This window comes from Streptococcus sp. SN-1 (assembly GCF_041154385.1).
GTDB lineage: Bacteria > Bacillota > Bacilli > Lactobacillales > Streptococcaceae > Streptococcus > Streptococcus mitis_CT.
Genome location: NZ_AP028929.1, coordinates 2,049,096 through 2,071,576, shown reverse-complemented (window position 1 = coordinate 2,071,576; position 22,481 = coordinate 2,049,096). Strand labels below are relative to the sequence as shown.

At 42.5% G+C, this 22,481-nt stretch carries 25 protein-coding genes and 1 pseudogene; all 26 read left to right on the top strand.

Annotated elements, in window-relative coordinates; translation table 11 throughout:
• Positions 1-17 precede the first annotated feature (17 nt).
• The 26 genes and pseudogenes from ACAM22_RS09710 to purD all read left to right on the top strand — a co-directional run bounded on the left by ACAM22_RS09710 (position 18) and on the right by purD (position 22,468).
• On the top strand, positions 18-1,187 hold the full coding sequence (locus tag ACAM22_RS09710) for a pyridoxal phosphate-dependent aminotransferase (protein WP_261053314.1): 1,170 nt from the start codon (positions 18-20) through the stop codon (positions 1,185-1,187).
• Positions 1,184-1,954, top strand: coding sequence for a DNA repair protein RecO (recO, locus tag ACAM22_RS09705; RefSeq protein ID WP_261053299.1), 771 nt, complete (start codon positions 1,184-1,186; stop codon positions 1,952-1,954). The genes ACAM22_RS09710 and recO overlap by 4 nt, the downstream gene beginning before the upstream one ends.
• Positions 1,951-2,943 carry a phosphate acyltransferase PlsX gene (plsX, locus tag ACAM22_RS09700; protein WP_261053297.1) on the top strand — a complete coding sequence of 331 codons (993 nt, stop codon included), beginning with the start codon at positions 1,951-1,953 and terminating at the stop codon, positions 2,941-2,943. Before recO ends, plsX begins: the two co-directional genes overlap by 4 nt.
• Positions 2,944-2,948: 5 nt before the next feature.
• Positions 2,949-3,185 carry an acyl carrier protein gene (locus tag ACAM22_RS09695; protein WP_000136444.1) on the top strand — a complete coding sequence of 79 codons (237 nt, stop codon included), beginning with the start codon at positions 2,949-2,951 and terminating at the stop codon, positions 3,183-3,185.
• 608 nt (positions 3,186-3,793) lie between these two features.
• Positions 3,794-3,922: a smi_0059.1 family bacteriocin-like peptide gene (locus ACAM22_RS09690; RefSeq protein ID WP_000658221.1), complete on the top strand. Its 129-nt coding sequence runs from the start codon at positions 3,794-3,796 to the stop codon at positions 3,920-3,922.
• Positions 3,923-3,933: 11 nt separating this feature from the next.
• Positions 3,934-4,074, top strand: a complete 141-nt coding sequence (locus tag ACAM22_RS09685) for a hypothetical protein (protein ID WP_155640144.1) — start codon at positions 3,934-3,936, stop codon at positions 4,072-4,074.
• A 110-nt stretch (positions 4,075-4,184) separates the two neighbouring features.
• Positions 4,185-4,367: a hypothetical protein gene (locus ACAM22_RS09680; protein ID WP_050967307.1), complete on the top strand. Its 183-nt coding sequence runs from the start codon at positions 4,185-4,187 to the stop codon at positions 4,365-4,367.
• A 19-nt stretch (positions 4,368-4,386) separates the two neighbouring features.
• A complete protein-coding gene (locus ACAM22_RS09675; RefSeq protein WP_084890454.1) occupies positions 4,387-4,575 on the top strand; it encodes a hypothetical protein in 189 nt (62 codons plus the stop codon).
• A 32-nt stretch (positions 4,576-4,607) separates the two neighbouring features.
• On the top strand, positions 4,608-4,808 hold the full coding sequence (locus ACAM22_RS09670) for an SPPN_00645 family bacteriocin-like peptide (protein WP_049512841.1): 201 nt from the start codon (positions 4,608-4,610) through the stop codon (positions 4,806-4,808).
• Positions 4,809-4,956: 148 nt separating this feature from the next.
• Positions 4,957-5,157 (top strand): hypothetical protein, encoded by a 201-nt coding sequence (locus tag ACAM22_RS09665; protein WP_261053285.1) that lies wholly within the window; start codon positions 4,957-4,959, stop codon positions 5,155-5,157.
• An 8-nt stretch (positions 5,158-5,165) separates the two neighbouring features.
• A complete protein-coding gene (locus ACAM22_RS09660; protein ID WP_001047583.1) occupies positions 5,166-5,333 on the top strand; it encodes a class IIb bacteriocin, lactobin A/cerein 7B family in 168 nt (55 codons plus the stop codon).
• A 3-nt stretch (positions 5,334-5,336) separates the two neighbouring features.
• Positions 5,337-5,552 carry a bacteriocin immunity protein gene (locus ACAM22_RS09655; RefSeq protein ID WP_261053283.1) on the top strand — a complete coding sequence of 72 codons (216 nt, stop codon included), beginning with the start codon at positions 5,337-5,339 and terminating at the stop codon, positions 5,550-5,552.
• Positions 5,553-5,633: 81 nt separating this feature from the next.
• A complete protein-coding gene (locus tag ACAM22_RS09650) occupies positions 5,634-5,813 on the top strand; it encodes a hypothetical protein (protein ID WP_261053280.1) in 180 nt (59 codons plus the stop codon).
• Positions 5,814-5,891: 78 nt separating this feature from the next.
• Positions 5,892-6,122, top strand: coding sequence for a bacteriocin immunity protein (locus tag ACAM22_RS09645; RefSeq protein WP_261053279.1), 231 nt, complete (start codon positions 5,892-5,894; stop codon positions 6,120-6,122).
• 622 nt (positions 6,123-6,744) lie between these two features.
• A complete protein-coding gene (comA, locus tag ACAM22_RS09640; protein WP_261053278.1) occupies positions 6,745-8,898 on the top strand; it encodes a peptide cleavage/export ABC transporter ComA in 2,154 nt (717 codons plus the stop codon).
• Between the two features lie 12 nt (positions 8,899-8,910).
• Complete coding sequence (comB, locus tag ACAM22_RS09635) at positions 8,911-10,260, top strand: competence pheromone export protein ComB (protein ID WP_369606757.1); 1,350 nt, start codon at positions 8,911-8,913, stop codon at positions 10,258-10,260.
• Between the two features lie 170 nt (positions 10,261-10,430).
• The gene (gene purC / locus ACAM22_RS09630; protein WP_265471988.1) at positions 10,431-11,138 is read left to right on the top strand and encodes a phosphoribosylaminoimidazolesuccinocarboxamide synthase; all 708 of its coding nucleotides are present in this window, start codon (positions 10,431-10,433) and stop codon (positions 11,136-11,138) included.
• 67 nt (positions 11,139-11,205) lie between these two features.
• Complete coding sequence (locus ACAM22_RS09625) at positions 11,206-14,931, top strand: phosphoribosylformylglycinamidine synthase (protein WP_369606756.1); 3,726 nt, start codon at positions 11,206-11,208, stop codon at positions 14,929-14,931.
• Between the two features lie 92 nt (positions 14,932-15,023).
• Positions 15,024-16,466 carry an amidophosphoribosyltransferase gene (purF, locus tag ACAM22_RS09620; protein ID WP_369606755.1) on the top strand — a complete coding sequence of 481 codons (1,443 nt, stop codon included), beginning with the start codon at positions 15,024-15,026 and terminating at the stop codon, positions 16,464-16,466.
• Positions 16,467-16,690: 224 nt separating this feature from the next.
• Complete coding sequence (gene purM / locus ACAM22_RS09615) at positions 16,691-17,713, top strand: phosphoribosylformylglycinamidine cyclo-ligase (RefSeq protein ID WP_261053268.1); 1,023 nt, start codon at positions 16,691-16,693, stop codon at positions 17,711-17,713.
• The gene (gene purN / locus ACAM22_RS09610) at positions 17,710-18,255 is read left to right on the top strand and encodes a phosphoribosylglycinamide formyltransferase (RefSeq protein ID WP_261053266.1); all 546 of its coding nucleotides are present in this window, start codon (positions 17,710-17,712) and stop codon (positions 18,253-18,255) included. The genes purM and purN overlap by 4 nt, the downstream gene beginning before the upstream one ends.
• Positions 18,256-18,338: 83 nt before the next feature.
• Entirely contained in the window at positions 18,339-18,848 is a 510-nt protein-coding gene (locus ACAM22_RS09605; protein WP_261053264.1) for a VanZ family protein, read from the top strand.
• Positions 18,849-18,905: 57 nt separating this feature from the next.
• Positions 18,906-19,025: pseudogene (locus ACAM22_RS09600) on the top strand (phosphoribosylglycinamide formyltransferase); the annotation flags it as partial.
• 44 nt (positions 19,026-19,069) lie between these two features.
• The gene (locus ACAM22_RS09595; protein ID WP_261053262.1) at positions 19,070-19,534 is read left to right on the top strand and encodes a GNAT family N-acetyltransferase; all 465 of its coding nucleotides are present in this window, start codon (positions 19,070-19,072) and stop codon (positions 19,532-19,534) included.
• Position 19,535: 1 nt separating this feature from the next.
• Positions 19,536-21,083: a bifunctional phosphoribosylaminoimidazolecarboxamide formyltransferase/IMP cyclohydrolase gene (gene purH / locus ACAM22_RS09590; RefSeq protein ID WP_261053259.1), complete on the top strand. Its 1,548-nt coding sequence runs from the start codon at positions 19,536-19,538 to the stop codon at positions 21,081-21,083.
• A 122-nt stretch (positions 21,084-21,205) separates the two neighbouring features.
• The gene (purD, locus tag ACAM22_RS09585) at positions 21,206-22,468 is read left to right on the top strand and encodes a phosphoribosylamine--glycine ligase (protein WP_261053257.1); all 1,263 of its coding nucleotides are present in this window, start codon (positions 21,206-21,208) and stop codon (positions 22,466-22,468) included.
• The last annotated feature ends 13 nt before the right edge of the window (positions 22,469-22,481 follow it).

The following is a 22,481-nucleotide window of genomic DNA, read 5'->3' as shown; positions in this document are numbered from 1 at the left end:
TACAGTAGGAGGTATCTATGGACTTAACTAAGCGCTTTAATAAACAGTTAGATAAGATTCAAGTTTCGTTGATTCGTCAGTTTGACCAGGCTATTTCGGAGATTCCTGGGGTCTTGCGTTTGACCTTGGGGGAACCTGATTTTACAACGCCAGATCATGTCAAGGAGGCGGCCAAGCGAGCGATTGATCAGAACCAATCCTACTATACAGGGATGAGTGGCCTGCTGACTCTACGTCAGGCAGCCAGTGACTTTGTTAAGGAAAAGTACCAACTGGACTATGCTCCTGAAAATGAAATCTTGGTTACAATTGGGGCGACAGAGGCATTATCTGCTACTTTGACGGCTATTTTGGAAGAGGGAGACAAGGTGCTCTTGCCAGCTCCTGCTTATCCAGGTTATGAACCGATTGTCAATCTAGTTGGGGCAGAGATTGTCGAGATTGACACGACTGAAAATGGTTTTGTCTTGACTCCTGAAATGTTGGAAAAGGCCATTTTGGAGCAAGGCGACAAGCTCAAGGCTGTCATTCTCAACTATCCGGCTAATCCGACAGGAATTACCTATAGTCGGGAGCAGTTGGAAGCCTTGGCAGACGTTTTATGCAAGTATGAGATTTTTGTTGTCTGTGATGAGGTTTACTCGGAATTGACCTATACAGGGCAAGCCCATGTATCTCTGGGAACGATGCTGAGAGACCAGGCTATTATTATTAATGGCTTGTCTAAATCGCATGCTATGACGGGTTGGCGTTTGGGTCTGATTTTTGCTCCTGCGGTCTTCACAGCCCAGTTAATCAAGAGTCATCAGTACTTGGTCACTGCCGCAAATACCATGGCGCAATATGCTGCGGTGGAAGCCTTGACGGCTGGTAAAAACGATGCGGAACCTATGAAGAAGGAATACATCCAGCGTCGGGACTATATTATCGAGAAAATGACTGCTCTTGGTTTTGAGATTATCAAACCAGATGGTGCCTTCTATATCTTTGCTAAGATTCCAGCGGGTTACAATCAAGATTCCTTTGCTTTTCTGAAGGATTTTGCTCAGAAGAAGGCTGTTGCCTTTATCCCTGGTGCTGCTTTTGGGCGCTACGGAGAAGGATATGTTCGCCTATCTTATGCGGCTAGCATGGAGACTATCAAAGAAGCCATGAAACGACTTGAGGAGTACATGAGAGAAGCATGATTCAGTCTATCACGAGTCAAGGCTTGGTGCTCTACAATCGCAATTTTCGTGAGGATGACAAGCTAGTCAAGATTTTTACAGAGCAGGCTGGGAAACGCATGTTTTTTGTCAAACACGCTGGTCAGTCTAAGCTGGCTCCGGTTATTCAGCCCTTGGTGCTGGCTCGATTTCTCCTGCGAATCAATGATGATGGGCTCAGCTACATCGAGGACTATCATGAGGTGATGATTTTTCCCAAGATTAATAGCGATCTCTTTGTCATGGCCTATGCGACCTATGTGGCAGCTCTTGCAGATGCTAGTTTGCAGGACAATCAGCAGGATGCTCCCTTGTTTGCTTTTTTACAAAAGACTTTGGAGTTGATGGAAGCAGGCTTGGATTATCAGGTTTTGACCAATATTTTTGAAATTCAAATCTTGACTCGATTTGGAATCAGTCTCAATTTTAATGAGTGTGTCTTCTGCCATCGGGTCGGTCAGGCTTTTGATTTTTCTTTCAAATATGGAGCCTGCCTCTGTCCAGAGCATTATCATGAGGATGAGAGACGTTGCCATCTCAATCCCAATATTCCTTATCTGCTCAATCAGTTTCAAGCCATTGATTTTGAGACCTTGGAGACCATTTCGCTCAAGCCTGAAATTAAGCAAGAACTACGCCAGTTTATGGATCAACTCTATGAAGAGTACGTTGGGATTCACCTAAAATCAAAGAAATTTATTGATTCCCTAGCAGACTGGGGACAATTACTAAAAGAGGAAAAGAAATGAAAAAAATCGCAGTAGATGCTATGGGGGGCGATTACGCACCTCAAGCCATCGTTGAGGGTGTCAATCAAGCCCTGGCTGACTTTTCAGATATTGAGGTTCAACTCTACGGAGATGAAGCTAAAATCAAGCAATATCTGACAGCGACAGAGCGCGTCAGCATTATCCATACGGATGAGAAGATTGATTCAGACGATGAACCTACGAGAGCAATTCGGAAGAAGAAGAATGCCAGTATGGTATTGGCGGCCAAGGCTGTCAAAGAAGGCGAAGCAGATGCTGTTCTTTCGGCTGGGAATACAGGCGCTTTGTTGGCTGCAGGATTCTTCATCGTGGGTCGTATCAAGAACATCGATCGACCAGGGCTTATGTCGACCTTGCCAACTGTAGATGGAAAAGGTTTTGACATGCTAGACCTCGGTGCTAATGCAGAAAATACAGCCCAGCACCTCCATCAATACGCGGTTCTAGGTTATTTCTATGCCAAGAATGTTCGTGGCATTGCTCAACCACGTGTTGGTTTGCTCAACAACGGAACAGAGAGTAGCAAGGGTGATCCGCTTCGTAAGGAAACTTATGAATTATTAGTGGCTGATGAAAGTTTGAACTTTATCGGAAATGTGGAAGCGCGTGATTTAATGAATGGCATTGCGGATGTTGTCGTGGCAGATGGTTTCACGGGAAACGCTGTGCTCAAATCCATTGAAGGGACAGCCATGGGAATCATGGGCTTGCTCAAGACCGCTATTACAGGTGGTGGCCTTCGAGCGAAACTAGGCGCACTCCTTCTCAAGGATAGCCTCAGAGGCTTGAAAAAACAGCTCAACTACTCAGATGTTGGTGGAGCAGTCTTGTTTGGTGTCAAGGCACCTGTTGTCAAGACTCATGGCTCAAGCGATGCCAAGGCTGTTTATAGTACGATTCGCCAGATTCGTACCATGCTAGAAACAGACGTAGTTTCCCAGACTGCGCGTGAATTTTCAGGAGAATAAAAGAGATGACAGAAAAAGAAATTTTTGACCGTATTGTGACCATTATCCAAGAGCGACAGGGAGAGGACTTTGTCGTGACAGAATCCTTGAGTCTGAAAGATGATCTGGATGCGGACTCAGTTGACTTGATGGAGTTTATCTTGACACTGGAAGATGAATTTAATATCGAAATCAGCGATGAGGAAATTGACCAACTCCAAAGTGTAGGAGATGTGGTAGAAGTCGTCAAAAGTAAAGAATAGCAAGAAGCAACATGCAAGTCGTGTTGCTTTTTTATTGTCAGGGAAAATAAAAAATTTAGAACTTTTAGTGGGAATTACGAATAGATAAGGAAGAAAAAGAGGAGTGTTTATGTATGTGACTGGTTTTTATCCATGGTTTATTAAATTATTTTTCAAATAAAATTTAATTTAGTTGTACATTTTCGAAATTTTTTTGAATAGATAGGTAAGAGGAAAAGGAAGGAGCCTGGTTTATGTATCTACCAATCTTGTATCCGTGGTTGATTAAGTTATTTTTTAAATAAAATTTAATTTAGTTGTACATTTTCGAATTGTTTTTCGAATAGATAAGTAAGAGGAAAAGGAAAGGAGTTTGCTTCATGTATCTACCAATTTTCTATTCATGGTACATTAAATTATTTTTCAAATAAATTTAATTTAGTTGTACATTTTCGAAATTTTTTCGAATAGATAAGTAAGAGGAAAAAGAAAGGAGTTTGGTTTATGTATCTACCAATTTTCTATCCATGGTTTACTAAATTATTTTTCAAATAAAATTTAATTTAGTTGTTTATTTTCGAATTCTTTTTTGAATAGATAAGTAAGAGGAAAAAGAAAGGAATAAAATAATGAAAGAACATTATTATGGATTTGTTGAGCTAACTTCGGAAGAATTGACCGATATTCAAGGTGGAGAAAATTGGACAAAGACCCTTGTAGATTGGTACATTGGATTTCGTAGAGGTTTTGGTTTTTAGGAGGATAAGAGATGAATGAAATGAATGATAAGTATACTATTGAAGTATTAAAGGAAAGCGACTTAGCCTTGCTGGTGGGTGGTAGCAAGGAAAGCTATCAACGGGGTTTAAATACAGGTCTATGGTTCCGTCGTGCATTATTTGGATTCTAAGATAATATTTAGAGAGTAAAGGTTATCTATAACAACGAATAGAATATATGAAAAAGGAAAGACAAAAAACTACCTTTTTCAATTGTTAATAATCAAAAAAGGAGAATAAGATGGAAAAATTTAAAAATATGGAAGATAGTTTTCATGTAATGAGTCATGAGGAAATGGCCGATGTAGAAGGAGGCTTGCTAATTGGTCTGGTAGTAGTTGGAGGAGTCGCAATTGCAGGAACGTTTTTATTGGGTGCGGTAGATGGTGCTTCAGGAGCACATGCTAAGCGTCGTGGACGTTAACAGGGAAGGAAGAGCGCTGATGGAACGCATAATAGAAAGTTGGATTACTAGGGTAGAGAACTTTTACAGTTTGCAGTCAATTCCTGTAAAAGTATTAATTTTCATAGTTGGAGTAGTTGGGGTTTATGCTTTAGGGACCTTACTTTTAGGACCGGTTTATTGGGCGGGACAGAAGTTTGGCGAAATGGTTTACAATTATTTATTTTAATAAAAAATTATAGATAAAGAGGAACAAATACAATGAATATGATAAAAATTGAAGAAAAATTTACAAGTCTCACAGAAAAAGATTTAGCAACAGTAGAGGGCGGTCGAGTTTCATGGAGAGGTAATATTAACATAGATGTTCATAAAGTGATTGATAGTACGGGAAGATTTTTCGGTGGTATCTATAATGCTGGTAGAGCATTTGGTCGAAATGTTTACAATGCATTTTATTAATATAGTTTATTAAAATTGATATTATATATTATGTTTTTGATTTCGTTTTCGAATAGATAAATAAGAGGAAAATAAAATAGCAGGTGGAGCAGCTTTAGAGTATTATGCGAATAGACCATAATCTGATTGTAGTCAGAGAGGCATTTCTATGTTTTTAAAAAAAGAAGTAATATTATTAGGGGTATTGTTATCGCTACGTATTATTTTTACTATCGTTCAAATTTTAATTGATTATAAAATATTATCTGGACAGTATAGTGTAAATTTTATGGATATTTCAGAAGTATTTACTTATCCAATACTCATTTTAATCATTTACATAGCAATGAAATATAATACAAAGGGGTAATGACGAACATGAACTTAGAACAATTTTATCAATTATCTGACGATGAATTAGTGGGAACAAAAGGTGGTTTTGGTCTTGCGGAAGCAGTTGGGATTGCAGGGGTACTGAATGCTGCTGTACAAATTTTTAATGCTGGTTACAAATTCGGTTCAGATTTGGCTCGTCGTGGGCGTTAGATAATGAACAGTCGCAACCTTAATCTCAATACATTGTTACCTAAACTAGCCACGATATGTCCTTTGTTGGGAATAACTCTTAATGTCGCGCTTCATGTGATTCGTACAGGTTCGTTAGTATCCTTTAATTGGCAATGGACTTTAGTTGGTTTGATTTTCGCAGGATATTTTGGTATTTTTCGCAAAGATTTGTCAAAAAATAATCAAAACTATAAATGAAGAACATGAATCAAAAGGATTTTGTGTATATGAATGGTAGCGTTTTTCCGCCATTCTTGTCAGGCAAATAAGGAGTTTCTTATGAAAACATTTTTATTAGGTTTTGCTGAAGGGTATTTTATCGTATCGCTCATAGTCTACATCGCAACGTATTTGATTTTGAAAAATCCGATCAATACCCTATTTTATCCAGAAATTTACCCTGTTTTATTTGGGCTCTTTTATCTAGGATATAAGGTCAATAAAAAGCAAGTAGAGTAAGCAGCTAAGAATGACTTGTTAGTCTGCGCTGAAAATAGCTAGGCTAGAATCTAAGAATGCATCACATTGGAGTTTAATATGAAATTTGTTAAATCAATACTGAAAGTTTGGCCTGAAATTATGGTATTACTTAGTTCAATGTCTTATATCATCATCAGATTAGTAGCTGACATAAATAAAGTATCTTTACCTACTTGCTTTGATAATTTCAATATACCAACGATTGCATTATTTATGATGGTCTTCATTCTTTTATACAGAAGTAAAGAAAAAAGAATGGATAAATTTGAGGCAGTAGACGCTCTATAGGGAATAGGTGTCTTATAGTAACGAATCAAAAAAGGAGTAACTATGAATCGTAATTTAGAACGGTGTTATCTATTCTGACTAGGAATAGATCATACCAGAGGTGGCTTAGAAATAGCAGGGACATTAAAAATTGAAGTAACTTTAAATAGGATGTCGTAAAGGTTACTATCAATGATTTATTTGTTCCAAGCTTGCCTAGGGTGTCCGAAAAAAATCATTTTCCTTTCAATAGCATATTTTTAGTAGGTAGGACGTTTGTTCTGCCTATTTTTTGCCAAAAAAAGTGCAGTTGAGGTGTTTATTTGGAGTTTTACATATATTTTTGATGAATATTTTCATCTTTAAGATACTAGCAACTCTGGGATTTCAGCTGACAATGAGTGAAAAGAGTTATATTGTACCACCGCTGTTTTCGATTATTGTTTTGTACATGATTGACAAAAGAATTATGAAGAAAAAGAAATAAATATATATTTTAGGTAGGACGTTTGTTCTGCCTATTTTTTATCCAAAAAGTGCAGTTGGGAGGGAGATAGGCGCATTTGGGGAGGAAGTCCAGTTTTTGTTTGGGGATTGGGGTAAGATAGTTGTTATCAGATGAGTTTAGGAAAAGGAGATGAATATGAAATTTGGGAAACGTCACTATCGTCCGCAGGTGGATCAGATGGACTGCGGTGTAGCTTCATTAGCCATGGTTTTTGGCTACTATGGTAGTTATTATTCTTTGGCTCACTTGCGAGAATTGGCTAAGACGACCATGGATGGGACGACGGCTTTGGGCTTGGTCAAGGTGGCAGAGGAGATTGGTTTTGAGACGCGGGCCATCAAGGCGGATATGACGCTTTTTGACTTGCCAGATCTGACTTTTCCTTTTGTTGCCCATGTGCTTAAGGAAGGAAAATTGCTCCACTACTATGTGGTGACTGGGCAGGAGAAGGACAGCATTTATATTGCAGATCCAGATCCTGGGGTGAAATTGACCAAACTGCCACGTGAGCGTTTTGCGGAAGAATGGACAGGAGTGACTCTGTTTATGGCCCCTAGTCCAGACTACAAGCCTCATAAGGATCAAAAGAATGGTTTGCTCTCTTTTATCCCTATATTAGTGAAGCAGCGTGGCTTGATTGCCAATATCGTTTTGGCGACGCTCTTGGTAACCGTGATTAATATTGTGGGTTCTTATTATCTGCAGTCTATCATTGATACCTATGTGCCAGATCAGATGCGTTCGACGCTTGGGATTATTTCTATTGGGCTGGTTATCGTCTATATTCTCCAGCAGATCTTGTCTTATGCTCAAGAGTATCTCTTGCTTGTTTTGGGGCAACGCTTGTCGATTGACGTGATTTTGTCCTATATCAAGCATGTTTTTCACCTGCCTATGTCCTTTTTTGCGACACGTCGGACAGGGGAAATCGTGTCTCGTTTTACAGATGCTAACAGTATTATCGATGCGCTGGCTTCGACCATCCTTTCGATTTTCCTAGATGTGTCAACGGTTGTCATTATTTCTCTTGTTTTATTTTCACAAAATACCAATCTCTTTTTCATGACTTTATTGGCACTTCCTATCTATACAGTGATTATCTTTGCTTTTATGAAGCCGTTTGAAAAGATGAATCGGGATACCATGGAAGCCAATGCGGTTCTGTCTTCTTCTATCATTGAGGACATCAACGGTATTGAGACTATTAAGTCTTTGACCAGTGAAAGTCAACGTTACCAAAAGATTGACAAGGAATTTGTGGATTATCTGAAAAAATCCTTTACCTATAGTCGGGCAGAGAGTCAGCAAAAGGCTCTGAAAAAAGTTGCCCATCTCTTGCTCAATGTCGGCATTCTCTGGATGGGGGCTGTTCTGGTTATGGATGGCAAGATGAGTTTGGGGCAGTTGATTACCTATAATACCTTGTTGGTTTACTTTACCAATCCTTTGGAGAATATCATCAATCTGCAAACCAAGCTTCAGACAGCGCAGGTTGCCAATAACCGTCTAAATGAGGTTTATCTGGTAGCTTCTGAGTTTGAGGAGAAGAAAACAGTTGAGGATCTGAGCTTGATGAAGGGAGATATGACCTTCAAGAATGTTCACTATAAGTATGGTTATGGTAGAGACGTCTTGTCGGATATCAATTTGACCATTCCTCAAGGGTCTAAGGTGGCTTTTGTGGGGATTTCGGGGTCAGGTAAGACGACCTTGGCCAAGATGATGGTTAATTTTTACAATCCAAGTCAAGGAGAGATTAGTCTGGGTGGTGTCAATCTCAATCAGATTGATAAAAAGGCTTTGCGCCAGTATATCAACTACCTGCCTCAACAGCCCTATGTCTTTAACGGAACGATTTTGGAGAATCTTCTTTTGGGAGCTAAGGAGGGGACGACACAGGAGGATATCTTACGAGCGGTCGAGTTGGCAGAGATTCGGGAGGATATCGAGCGGATGCCACTGAATTACCAGACAGAATTGACTTCGGATGGGGCGGGAATTTCAGGTGGGCAACGTCAGCGAATCGCTCTGGCGCGTGCTCTCTTGACAGATGCGCCTGTCTTGATTTTGGATGAAGCGACCAGCAGTTTGGATATTTTGACAGAGAAGCGAATTGTCGATAATCTCATGGCTTTAGATAAGACCTTGATTTTCATTGCTCACCGCTTGACCATTGCTGAGCGGACAGAGAAGGTTGTTGTCTTGGATCAGGGTAAGATTGTTGAAGAAGGAAAGCATGCTGATTTGCTTGCACAGGGTGGTTTTTACGCCCATTTGGTGAATAGCTAGAAAGAGGAGAGGATGAAACCAGAATTTTTAGAAAGTGCGGAGTTTTATAATCGTCGTTACCATAATTTTTCCAGTCGGGTGATTGTACCCATGTCCCTTCTGCTCGTGTTTTTGCTTGGCTTTGCAACTTTGGCAGAGAAGGAGATGAGTTTGTCTACTAGAGCTACTGTTGAGCCTAGTCGTATCCTTGCAAATATCCAGTCAACTAGCAACAATCGCATTCTTGTCAATCATTTGGAAGAAAATAAGCTGGTCAAGAAGGGGGAACTTCTGGTTCAATATAAGGAAGGGGCAGAAGGTGTTCAAGTAGAGGCTTATGCCAGTCAGTTGGACATGCTTAAGGATCAAAAAAAGCAATTGGAGTATTTGCAAAAAAGTCTGCAAGAAGGGGAGAACCACTTTCCAGAGGAGGATAAATTTGGCTACCAAGCCACCTTTCGCGACTACATCAGCCAAGCAGGTAGTCTTAGGGCTAGTACATCGCAACAAAACGAGACCATCGCGTCCCAGAATGCAGCAGCTAGCCAAACCCAAGTCGAAATCGGCAACCTCATCAGCCAAACAGAGGCTAAAATTCGCGATTACCAGACAGCTAAGTCAGCTATTGAAACAGGTGCTTCCTTGGCCAGTCAGAATCTAGCCTACTCTCTCTACCAGTCCTACAAGTCTCAGGGCGAGGAAAATCCGCAAGCTAAATCCCAGGCTGTTGCGCAGGTTGAAGCACAGCTTTCTCAGTTAGAATCTAGTCTCGCTACTTACCGTGTCCAGTATGCAGGTTCAGGTACCCAGCAAGCCTATGCGTCAGGTTTAAGTAGTCAATTGGAGTCTCTCAAATCCCAACACTTGGCAAAGGTTGGTCAGGAATTGACCCTTCTAGACCAGAAAATCTTGGAGGTGGAGTCAGGTAAGAAGGTACAGGGAAATCTTTTAGACAAGGGGAAAATTACGGCGAGTGAGGATGGGGTGCTTCATCTTAATCCTGAGACCAGTGATTCTACCATGGTAGCAGAAGGTGCCCTACTAGCCCAACTCTATCCGTCCTTGGAAAAAGAAGGGAAAGCCAAACTAACAGCCTATCTTAGTTCAAAGGATGTAGCAAGGATCAAGGTCGGTGATTCTGTTCGCTATACGACGACTCATGATGCCAAGAATCAAATTTTCCTAGATTCTACTATTACCAGTATTGATGCGACAGCTACTAAGACTGAAACTGGGAATTTCTTTAAAATTGAGGCGGAGACTAATCTAACTTCTGAGCAGGCTACAAAACTTCGGTACGGGGTGGAAGGTCGCCTACAGATGATTACGGGCAAGAAAAGTTACCTGCGTTATTATTTGGATCAATTTTTGAACAAAGAGTAATGTTCGTGTTTTTAGAGTTAAATGATTTTAAAACTGTAAGAAAGATCCTTCTTGCAGTTTTTTTATTTATGATTTTTGAGGCTACCACGTTATTTATTCGGTTAAATTCTTGTAATTTTAGGTTTTTTATGGTAGAATGTGCTCAAGTAATACGAAAGGCGAACTTTAAAATGTCAAAACAATTGATCTATTCGGGAAAAGCTAAAGATATCTATACAACTGAGGATGAAAATCTTATTATTTCAACTTACAAGGACCAGGCGACTGCTTTCAATGGTGTCAAGAAGGAGCAGATTGCAGGTAAGGGAGTGTTGAATAATCAGATTTCATCTTTTATTTTTGAGAAATTAAATGCGGCTGGTGTGGCGACTCACTTTGTGGAGAAACTTTCGGACACGGAACAACTCAATAAAAAGGTTAAGATTATTCCTTTGGAAGTCGTGCTTCGCAACTACACGGCTGGTTCCTTTTCAAAACGTTTTGGCGTAGACGAAGGTATCGCATTTGAGATTCCGATTGTCGAATTTTACTATAAAAATGATGATTTGGATGACCCCTTTATCAATGACGAACATGTGAAATTCCTACAGATTGCGGATGACCAGCAAATCGCCTACTTGAAGGAAGAAACTCGTCGAATCAATGAACTTTTGAAAGGTTGGTTTGCTGAAATTGGGCTTAAGTTGATTGACTTTAAGCTAGAGTTCGGTTTTGGAAAGGATGGCAAGATTATCTTGGCAGATGAATTTTCACCAGATAACTGCCGTTTGTGGGATGCGGATGGCAACCACATGGATAAGGATGTTTTCCGTAGAGGTCTGGGCGAATTAACAGATGTTTACGAGATTGTTTGGGAAAAGTTGCAGGAATTGAAATAATCTATTTGCAAGACTCTCAAGGTCATTTGGAAACATTGCAAGAGCTGAAATAAAGGAATAAGAATTGATGGATAAACGTATTTTTGTTGAAAAAAAGGCTGATTTTCAGGTCAAGTCAGAGAGTTTGGTGAGAGAGCTCCAACACAACTTGGGACTTTCAAGCTTGAAAAGTATTCGCATCGTGCAAGTGTATGATGTATTTGACTTGGCAGAGGACCTGTTTGCGCCTGCAGAGAAACACATCTTCTCTGAGCAGGTGACAGACCATGTCTTGGATGAAGCTGCTGTGCAGGCGGATCTTGCCAACTATGCTTTCTTTGCCATTGAAAGCCTGCCAGGGCAGTTTGACCAGCGTGCGGCATCTTCACAGGAAGCTTTGCTCTTGCTAGGTAGCTCGAGTGATGTGACAGTTAATACAGCACAATTGTATTTGGTCAATAAGGATATTGATGCGACTGAGTTGGAAGCGGTCAAGAACTATCTGCTCAACCCAGTTGATTCTCGTTTCAAGGACATCACGGTAGGGATTGCCAAGCAGGAATTTTCTGAGTCAGACAAGACCATTCCTAAATTGACTTTCTTTGAAAACTATACAGCAGAAGACTTTGCTCGCTACAAGGCCGAGCAAGGGATGGCCATGGAAGTGGATGATTTGCTCTTTATCCAAGACTACTTTAAGTCAATCGGGCGCGTGCCGACGGAAACAGAACTCAAGGTTTTGGACACTTACTGGTCTGACCACTGCCGTCACACGACGTTTGAGACTGAGTTGAAGCAGATTGATTTCTCAGCTTCTAAATTTCAAAAGCAATTGCAGTCAACCTATGACAAATATATCGCTATGCGCGATGAGTTGGGGCGTTCTGAAAAACCGCAAACCTTGATGGATATGGCGACTATTTTCGGTCGTTATGAGCGTGCTAATGGACGTTTGGATGATATGGAAGTGTCAGACGAAATCAATGCTTGCTCAGTAGAAATCGAAGTGGACGTTGATGGTGTGAAAGAACCATGGCTCCTCATGTTCAAGAACGAAACCCACAACCACCCAACGGAAATTGAGCCATTTGGTGGTGCTGCTACCTGTATCGGTGGAGCCATTCGTGACCCATTGTCAGGTCGTTCCTACGTTTATCAAGCCATGCGTATTTCAGGTGCGGGTGATATTACAGCACCGATGTCGGAAACTCGTGCTGGTAAGCTGCCACAACAAGTCATTTCTAAAACAGCGGCCCATGGCTATTCTTCATATGGTAACCAGATTGGGCTTGCGACGACCTACGTTCGTGAGTATTTCCACCCAGGTTTCGTTGCTAAGCGTATGGAGCTAGGTGCTGTTGTCGGTGCAGCTCCTAAGGGCAATGTTGTCCGTGAAAAACCGGAAGCTGGTGATGTCATTATCCTTCTTGGTGGTAAGACTGGACGTGATGGTGTCGGTGGTGCGACGGGCTCTTCTAAGGTTCAAACGGTTGAGTCTGTGGAAACTGCTGGAGCTGAGGTTCAAAAAGGGAATGCCATTGAAGAACGTAAGATTCAGCGCCTCTTCCGTAATGGTGATGTCACTCGTTTCATCAAGAAATCCAACGACTTTGGTGCTGGTGGTGTCTGTGTAGCTATTGGTGAATTAGCAGACGGTCTTGAAATTGACCTCAACAAGGTTCCTCTTAAATACCAAGGCTTGAATGGTACCGAAATTGCCATCTCTGAATCTCAAGAACGGATGGCAGTCGTGGTGCGTCCTGAGGATGTAGATGCCTTTGTTGAAGAATGTAACAAAGAGAATATTGACGCTGTTGTGGTTGCGACAGTGACTGAAAAACCAAATCTGGTTATGCACTGGAATGGTGAAACCATTGTAGACTTGGAACGCCGTTTCCTTGATACCAATGGTGTGCGCGTGGTCGTTGATGCTAAGGTGGTTGACAAGGATGTCAAACTCCCAGAAGAGCGTCAAACATCTGCTGAAACACTGGAAGCAGATACTCTTGGGGTTCTATCTGACCTCAACCATGCCAGTCAAAAAGGCTTGCAGACTATCTTTGATTGCTCTGTTGGACGCTCTACGGTTAATCACCCACTTGGTGGTCGCTACCAACTTACACCAACTGAGGCTTCTGTGCAGAAGTTGCCAGTTCAACACGGAGTGACTCACACTGCGTCTGTCATAGCTCAAGGATTCAATCCATATGTAGCTGAATGGTCTCCATACCACGGTGCTGCTTATGCGGTTATCGAAGCAACCGCTCGTTTGGTTGCGACTGGTGCAAACTGGTCCAAGGCTCGTTTCTCTTACCAAGAGTACTTTGAGCGCATGGACAAACAAGCTGAGCGTTTTGGTCAGCCAGTAGCAGCTCTCCTAGGCTCTATCGAAGCTCAGATTCAGCTTGGTCTACCATCTATCGGTGGTAAGGACTCCATGTCTGGTACTTTTGAAGAATTGACAGTACCGCCAACCTTGGTTGCCTTTGGGGTAACGACAGCAGATAACCGTAAGGTGCTTTCTCCGGAGTTCAAAACTGCTGGGGAAAATATCTACTACATCCCAGGTCAAGCACTCTCAGCAGAGATTGACTTCGATCTTATCAAGTCTAACTTCGCTCAATTTGAAGCCCTTCAAAAGGCTTACAAAGTAACATCTGCATCAGCTGTTAAATATGGCGGTGTCCTTGAAGCTCTTGCGCTTGCTACTTTTGGAAATCATATCGGTGCAGAGGTAACCTTGCCTGAACTTGAAAGTTCTTTGACAGCTCAATTAGGTGGATTTGTCTTCACATCTCCTGAAGAAATCGCTGGAGTAGAGAAGATTGGACAAACAAAAGCAGACTTTACACTAACTGTCAACGGTGTGAAGCTAGATGGACACAAGCTTGACAGTGCCTTCCAAGGAAAACTGGAAGAAGTTTACCCAACAGAATTTGCCCAAGCGAAAGAACTGGCTGAAGTACCAGCTATCGCTACTGACGTAATCATCAAAGGTAAAGAAAAGGTTGAAAAACCGGTGGTTTACATCCCAGTCTTCCCAGGAACGAACTCAGAATATGACTCAGCCAAGGCCTTTGAAAAAGAAGGTGCAGAGGTTAACTTGGTACCATTCGTGACCTTGCATGAAGAAGCCATTGTCAAGTCAGTTGAAATCATGGTTGACAACATCGGCAATGCTAACATTCTCTTCTTTGCAGGTGGATTCTCAGCTGCGGACGAGCCAGATGGTTCAGCCAAGTTTATTGTCAATATTCTACTTAATGAAAAAGTGCGTGCAGCTATTGATAGCTTTATCGCTCGTGGTGGCTTGATTATCGGTATCTGTAATGGATTCCAAGCACTCGTCAAATCAGGTCTTCTTCCATACGGGAATTTCGAGGATGCCAATAGTACGAGCCCAACCCTCTTCTACAATGATGCCAACCAGCACGTGGCTAAGATGGTGGAAACCCGTATTGCAAATACTAACTCACCATGGTTGGCTGGGGTGCAAGTGGGCGATATTCATGCTATCCCAGTATCGCACGGTGAAGGGAAATTTGTCGTGACAGCTGAGGAATTTGCGGAACTCCGTGACAATGGCCAAATCTTTAGCCAATACGTGGACTTCGAAGGCAAACCAAGTATGGACTCTAAGTACAATCCAAATGGTTCTGTCCATGCCATCGAAGGAATTACTAGCAAGAACGGCCAAATCATTGGTAAGATGGGCCACTCAGAACGTTATGAGGACGGTCTTTTCCAAAATATCCCAGGCAATAAAGACCAGCACCTGTTCGCGTCAGCGGTTAAATATTTCACTGGAAAATAAGACTTGCAGATTTTCTAATAGATAGCATCAGTAATGTAAAAGTCATGTAGATTTATCTCTTGATGATTGCAAATGAAAATTAGGTATAAAAAATGACATACGAAGTAAAATCTCTTAATGAAGAATGTGGTGTTTTCGGTATCTGGAGACATCCAGATGCTGCTAAATTGACCTATTTTGGGCTCCACAGTCTTCAGCACCGTGGTCAGGAGGGGGCAGGAATCCTCTCCAATGATCAGGGGCAATTGAAGCGCCATCGTGATATGGGTCTTCTATCAGAAGTTTTCAGAAATCCTGCTAACTTAGATAAATTGACAGGAACTGGTGCGATTGGGCATGTTCGTTACGCGACTGCTGGCGAAGCTTCTGTAGATAACATCCAGCCCTTCCTCTTCCGTTTTCACGATATGCAGTTTGGCTTGGCTCATAATGGAAATCTGACCAATGCGGCCTCTCTCAAGAAAGAATTGGAAGATAGAGGAGCGATTTTCAGCGCGACTTCTGATTCAGAAATCTTAGCCCACCTCATTCGTAGGAGTCACAATCCTAGCCTGATGGGAAAAATCAAGGAAGCGCTCAGCCTTGTCAAAGGTGGATTTGCTTATATCCTGTTGTTTGAGGATAAGTTGATTGCTGCTCTTGACCCAAATGGTTTTCGCCCTCTTTCTATCGGGAAAATGGCTAATGGAGCGGTGGTTGTTTCCTCTGAAACTTGTGCTTTTGAAGTCATTGGTGCAGAATGGATTCGTGATTTGAAGCCAGGTGAGATTGTCATCATTGATGACAAGGGCATCCAGTATGACAGCTATACAGACGATACCCAGTTGGCGATTTGTTCTATGGAGTATATCTATTTTGCCCGCCCTGATTCTAACATTCATGGTGTCAATGTTCATACGGCACGTAAACGTATGGGTGCCCAATTGGCGCGTGAATTCAAGCATGAGGCAGATATTGTGGTCGGTGTGCCCAATTCTTCCCTCAGCGCAGCCATGGGATTTGCGGAAGAATCTGGTCTGCCAAACGAAATGGGACTTATCAAGAACCAATACACTCAACGTACCTTTATCCAACCAACTCAAGAATTGCGGGAGCAAGGGGTGCGGATGAAACTGTCTGCTGTTTCTGGTGTTGTTAAAGGCAAGCGTGTGGTTATGATTGATGACTCTATTGTACGTGGAACAACCTCTCGTCGTATTGTTCAGCTCTTGAAAGAAGCGGGTGCGACTGAGGTTCACGTTGCCATTGGTAGTCCAGCGCTAGCTTATCCATGTTTCTACGGGATTGATATCCAGACCCGTCAGGAGCTGATTGCGGCCAATCATACGGTTGAAGAAACTCGCCAAATCATTGGTGCGGACAGTCTGACTTATCTTTCTGTTGAGGGGTTGATTGATTCGATTGGGATCGAAACAGATGCGCCAAATGGCGGTCTCTGTGTCGCTTACTTTGACGGTGATTACCCAACGCCTCTCTACGACTATGAAGAAGACTATCGTAGAAGTTTGGAAGAAAAGACCAGTTTTTACAAATAGATGGATAAAGATTCTCCATTAAAGGAAAGGAAGAGGAGACAAAATGACAAATAAGAATGCTTATGCTCCACGTCTCACTACTGACTAAAAGCTAAAGCATTTGTCAGTAGACGCTTTCTCCTATGGGACCAAAGCTAGAGACCTGACTAGTATTTTTAGATAAAATAATTGTTCATCTAAAAATACGTCGCAGTCTTTCCCAAAAAAAGAAAAGGAAAAATAAAATGACAAATAAAAATGCTTATGCCCAGTCTGGGGTGGATGTTGAAGCGGGTTATGAAGTTGTTGAACGGATTAAAAAGCACGTGGCTCGTACGGAGCGTGCAGGTGTTATGGGAGCTCTGGGTGGCTTTGGTGGTATGTTTGACCTTTCAAAAACAGGTGTCAAAGAACCCGTCTTGATTTCAGGGACTGACGGTGTCGGAACCAAGCTCATGCTGGCTATCAAGTACGACAAGCACGATACCATCGGTCAGGACTGTGTAGCCATGTGTGTCAATGATATCATCGCTGCAGGTGCGGAGCCCCTCTATTTCCTTGATTACGTCGCAACTGGCAAGAATGAACCAGCTAAGCTAGAACAAGTGGTTGCTGGTGTGGCTGAAGGTTGTGTGCAAGCTGGTGCAGCCCTTATCGGTGGTGAAACAGCTGAAATGCCGGGCATGTACGGCGAAGATGACTATGACTTGGCTGGTTTTGCGGTCGGTGTGGCTGAAAAATCTCAAATCATTGACGGTTCAAAAGTGGCAGAGGGAGATGTTCTTCTCGGACTTGCTTCAAGTGGGATTCATTCCAATGGTTACTCTCTCGTCCGTCGTGTCTTTGCCGACTACACAGGTGAGGAAGTCCTTCCAGAATTGGAAGGCAAGCAACTCAAGGACGTTCTTCTTGAGCCAACTCGTATCTATGTCAAGGCTGTTTTGCCACTCATCAAGGAAGAGTTGGTCAACGGCATTGCCCACATCACTGGTGGTGGCTTTATCGAAAATGTCCCTCGTATGTTTGCAGCTGACTTGGCTGCTGAGATTGAGGAAGACAAGGTTCCAGTTTTACCGATTTTCAAAGCTCTTGAGAAATACGGTGAAATCAAACATAAAGAAATGTTTGAAATCTTCAATATGGGTGTGGGACTCATGTTGGCAGTTAGTCCTGAAAATGTAATTCGTGTCAAGGAATTGTTGGATGAACCAGCCTATGAAATTGGTCGCATCGTCAAGAAAGAAAACGAAAGTGTCATCATCAAATGAAAAAAATAGCGGTTTTTGCCTCAGGCAATGGCTCGAATTTTCAGGTGATTGCCGAAGAATTTCCGGTTGAGTTTGTCTTTTCAGACCATCGTGACGCCTATGTGCTCGAACGTGCAGACAAGTTCGGCGTTCTGTCCTATGCTTTTGAACTCAAAGAGTTTGAGAGCAAGGCAGACTACGAAGCGGCACTTGTCGAACTCTTGGAAGAACACCAGATCGACTTGGTTTGCCTAGCAGGCTACATGAAAATCGTTGGGCCAACCTTATTGGCGGCTTATGAAGGTCGGATTATAAACATTCATCCAGCCTACTTGCCAGAATTTCCAGGAGCTCATGGGATTGAGGATGCTTGGAATGCTGGGGTGGAACAGTCTGGCGTGACCGTTCACTGGGTGGATTCGGGTGTGGATACAGGAAAGATTATTAAACAAGTGCGCGTGCCACGACTAGCTGATGATACCATTGACAGTTTTGAAGCTCGGATTCATGAGGTGGAGTACAAGTTGTATCCGGAAGTAGTGAAGGCTCTATTTACAGATTGACTTTTTGATGATTCATATGATATCTTTGATTTTAAATTGGAGTCAGTGCTTGTTGAAGACGGCTTCAAACGGAGGTATTTGTAATGTTAGAATCTAAAAAAACAACTCGATATGTATTTTATGTCTATCTGATGTTATTAATTTGGGGAATTTTATTTAAGTTTGAAACCAATCCTGAATTTATAGCATTTTTCTTAGCTCCAAGGTACATCAATTGGATTCCATTTTCAGAACCACTAATAGTAGATGGAAAAATTGTTTTTGCTGAAATGTCATTTAATCTGATTTCCTTTATTCCATTAGGTGTTTGTTTCCCTCTGATAAAAACTAATTTATCTAGTTTAAAAATAGTCGGGACAGGTTTCTTGATTAGTTTATTGTTTGAGTGCTTACAGTATATTTTAGCAATAGGTATAATAGATATAACGGATTTGACTTTAAATACGCTAGGTGTCTGTGTAGGCTTGCTGATTTACCAAATTTTTATAAGAGTATTCAAATCACAGATTAGAAAATGGGTCAATATCTTAGGTATGCTTAGCCTTGGTTTTGCTTATCTTGTTTTACTGTTACTGCATTTAATTGGTGTTTAACTAATGATTAAAAAGGAGAATATAGTGACTAAACGCGCCTTAATCAGCGTCTCAGACAAAGTCCGTGTACCACGGCTGGCTGATGATACCGTCGAAAGCTTTGAAGCTCGCATTCATGAGGCAGAGTACAAGTTGTATCCGGAGGTGCTGGATAGTTTGGGAGTAGGGAGAAGGTAAGAAGTAAATCAAGTTTTGATTGTGCAATATTGCTAGGAGAAAAAATGATTGAGATGAAATTAGTAGATGAGAGCAGTTTTCAGGCAGTGTTGGATTTGAAAATATCTGAAGCTGATGAACGAGCACGTTTCGTAGCTCCAAATGTACGCTCTTTAGCTGACGCATGGCTCTATCGGGAAAATGAAGATGTGTTTCCGAGGGCAATCTATTGGGATAAGCAAGTGGTTGGCTTTCTCCTGCTGGAAATAGACGTGGATGAAGCGGAATACTTTATCTGGCGGATAATGATTGGTCAGCAGTACCAAGGAAGAGGTTATGGTCGAAAAGCCTTGGAAGTTCTAATCAAAGAGGCTCAGATGGATAGAGCTTGCAGTCATATTGTTGCAGATTATGTGGTTGGAAATGAAAAAATGAAGCACCTGCTGACTAGTCTGGGGTTTCAGGAAACAGAATTTATAGAAGAAAATAACGAAGTCGCTATGCGCTTAGACCTAAAGAAAGAGGAATAGAATGACGAAAAAAGCCTTAATCAGCGTCTCAGACAAAGCGGGCATTGTTGAATTTGCCCAAGAACTCAAAAAACTTGGTTGGGAAATTATCTCGACAGGTGGAACCAAGGTTGCCCTTGATAATGCTGGGGTGGACACCATTGCCATTGATGATGTGACTGGTTTTCCAGAAATGATGGACGGTCGTGTCAAGACCCTTCATCCAAATATCCACGGAGGTCTTCTTGCTCGTCGTGACCTTGATAGTCATCTAGAAGCGGCTAAGGACAATCAGATTGAGCTCATCGACCTTGTGGTGGTTAACCTTTACCCATTCAAGGAAACGATTCTCAAACCAGACGTGACTTACGCTGATGCGGTGGAGAATATCGATATCGGCGGGCCATCTATGCTTCGTTCAGCAGCTAAAAACCATGCCAGCGTGACGGTTGTGGTAGACCCTGCTGACTATACAGTGGTTTTGGACGAGTTGTCAGCCAATGGTGAAACTACTTATGAAACTCGACAACGTTTAGCGGCCAAGGTTTTCCGTCATACAGCGGCTTATGACGCCTTGATTGCAGAGTATTTCACTACTCAAGTGGGGGAAAGCAAACCTGAAAAGCTGACCTTGACTTATGATCTCAAACAAGCTATGCGTTACGGTGAGAACCCTCAACAAGACGCGGATTTCTACCAAAAAGCCTTGCCGACTGACTACTCGATTGCATCTGCTAAACAGCTTAACGGGAAAGAATTGTCATTCAATAATATCCGTGACGCTGATGCAGCGATCCGCATCATCCGTGATTTTAAAGAACGTCCAACGGTTGTAGCTCTCAAACACATGAACCCATGTGGGATTGGTCAAGCTGACGATATCGAGACTGCTTGGGACTTCGCTTATGAGTCTGACCCAGTGTCTATCTTTGGTGGAATCGTCGTTCTCAACCGTGAGGTGGATGATGCGACTGCTGAGAAGATGCACGGCGTTTTCCTTGAAATCGTCATCGCACCGAGCTATACCGATGAAGCGCTAGCCATTTTGACCAACAAAAAGAAAAACTTGCGTATCCTTGCCTTGCCATTCGACGCTCAAGATGCCAGCGAAGTAGAAGCAGAATACACAGGTGTTGTCGGTGGACTCCTCGTTCAAGACCAAGACGTGGTCAAAGAAAGTCCAGCCGATTGGCAAGTGGTAACCAAACGCCAACCAACTGAGACAGAAGCGACTGCTCTTGAGTTCGCTTGGAAGGCTATTAAATACGTCAAATCAAACGGAATTATCGTGACCAACGACCACATGACACTTGGTGTTGGACCAGGTCAAACTAACCGTGTGGCTTCTGTTCGCATCGCTATTGACCAAGCTAAAGACCGTCTTGACGGCGCTGTGCTTGCTTCGGATGCCTTCTTCCCATTTGCGGATAATGTAGAAGAAATCGCCAAAGCAGGTATTAAGGCTATCATCCAGCCAGGTGGATCGGTCCGTGACCAAGAGTCTATCGAAGCTGCGGATAAATATGGCTTGACCATGGTCTTTACAGGCGTGAGACATTTTAGACATTAAGAAGGCAAAAGGGAAGAAAACAGTTTCTTTCCTTTTTTTGCGTAAAAATGCGGAGTGAAACAAGATTAAAACGAACGTTTGTGATATAATATTAGTAAATAATTCGCAAAAGAGGTTGAAGAGTGAAGCTGTTAGTTGTCGGTTCGGGTGGTCGTGAGCATGCGATTGCTAAGAAGTTGCTTGAGTCAAAAGAGGTGGAAAAGGTTTTTGTTGCCCCTGGAAATGACGGAATGACCCTGGACGGTCTGGAATTGGCAAATATCTCTATTTCCGAACATTCTAAATTGATTGAGTTTGCAAAAGCCAACGATATTGCTTGGACCTTTATAGGGCCAGATGACGCCCTTGCTGCTGGTATCGTGGATGATTTCCATGCGGCTGGTCTCAAAGCCTTTGGTCCGACAAGATTGGCAGCTGAGCTGGAGTGGTCCAAGGATTTTGCCAAGGAAATCATGGTCAAATACGGCGTTCCGACAGCAGCCTATGGCACATTTTCCGACTTTGAGGAAGCCAAGGCCTATATCGAAAAGCAGGGGGCTCCTATCGTGGTCAAGGCGGATGGCTTGGCGCTTGGGAAAGGTGTTGTCGTTGCTGAGACAGTCGAGCAAGCAGCTGAAGCAGCTCACGAGATGCTTTTGGACAATAAATTCGGTGACTCAGGTGCGCGTGTGGTTATTGAGGAATTCCTCGACGGTGAGGAGTTCTCTCTCTTTGCCTTTGTCAATGGCGACAAGTTCTACATCATGCCAACAGCTCAGGACCACAAACGTGCCTACGATGGCGACAAAGGGCCTAACACGGGTGGGATGGGTGCCTATGCGCCAGTTCCACACTTACCACAGAGTGTAGTTGATACAGCGGTTGACACCATTGTCAAACCAGTCCTCGAAGGGATGATTAAAGAAAGTCGCCCTTATCTGGGTGTCCTTTACGCAGGGCTTATCTTAACAGCAGATGGACCGAAAGTCATTGAGTTCAACGCTCGTTTCGGAGATCCTGAAACTCAGATTATTCTACCTCGATTAACCTCTGATTTTGCACAAAATATCACAGATATTCTGCATGGCAAGGAGCCAAACATCACCTGGATGGACAAGGGGGTGACTTTTGGTGTGGTTGTAGCATCCAACGGTTATCCGTTAGACTATGAAAAAGGTGTAAAGTTGCCAGCCAAGACAGAAGGCGACATCATCACCTACTATGCAGGGACTAAGTTTTCGGAAAATAGCAGAGCACTGCTGTCAAATGGCGGACGTGTCTATATGCTCGTCACCACAGCAGACACCGTCAAAGAATCCCAAAACACCATCTACAGCGAACTTAACAAACAAAACACAGAAGGCCTCTTCTACAGAACAGATATCGGAAGCAAGGCGATTCGATAAAGATATAAGAAAA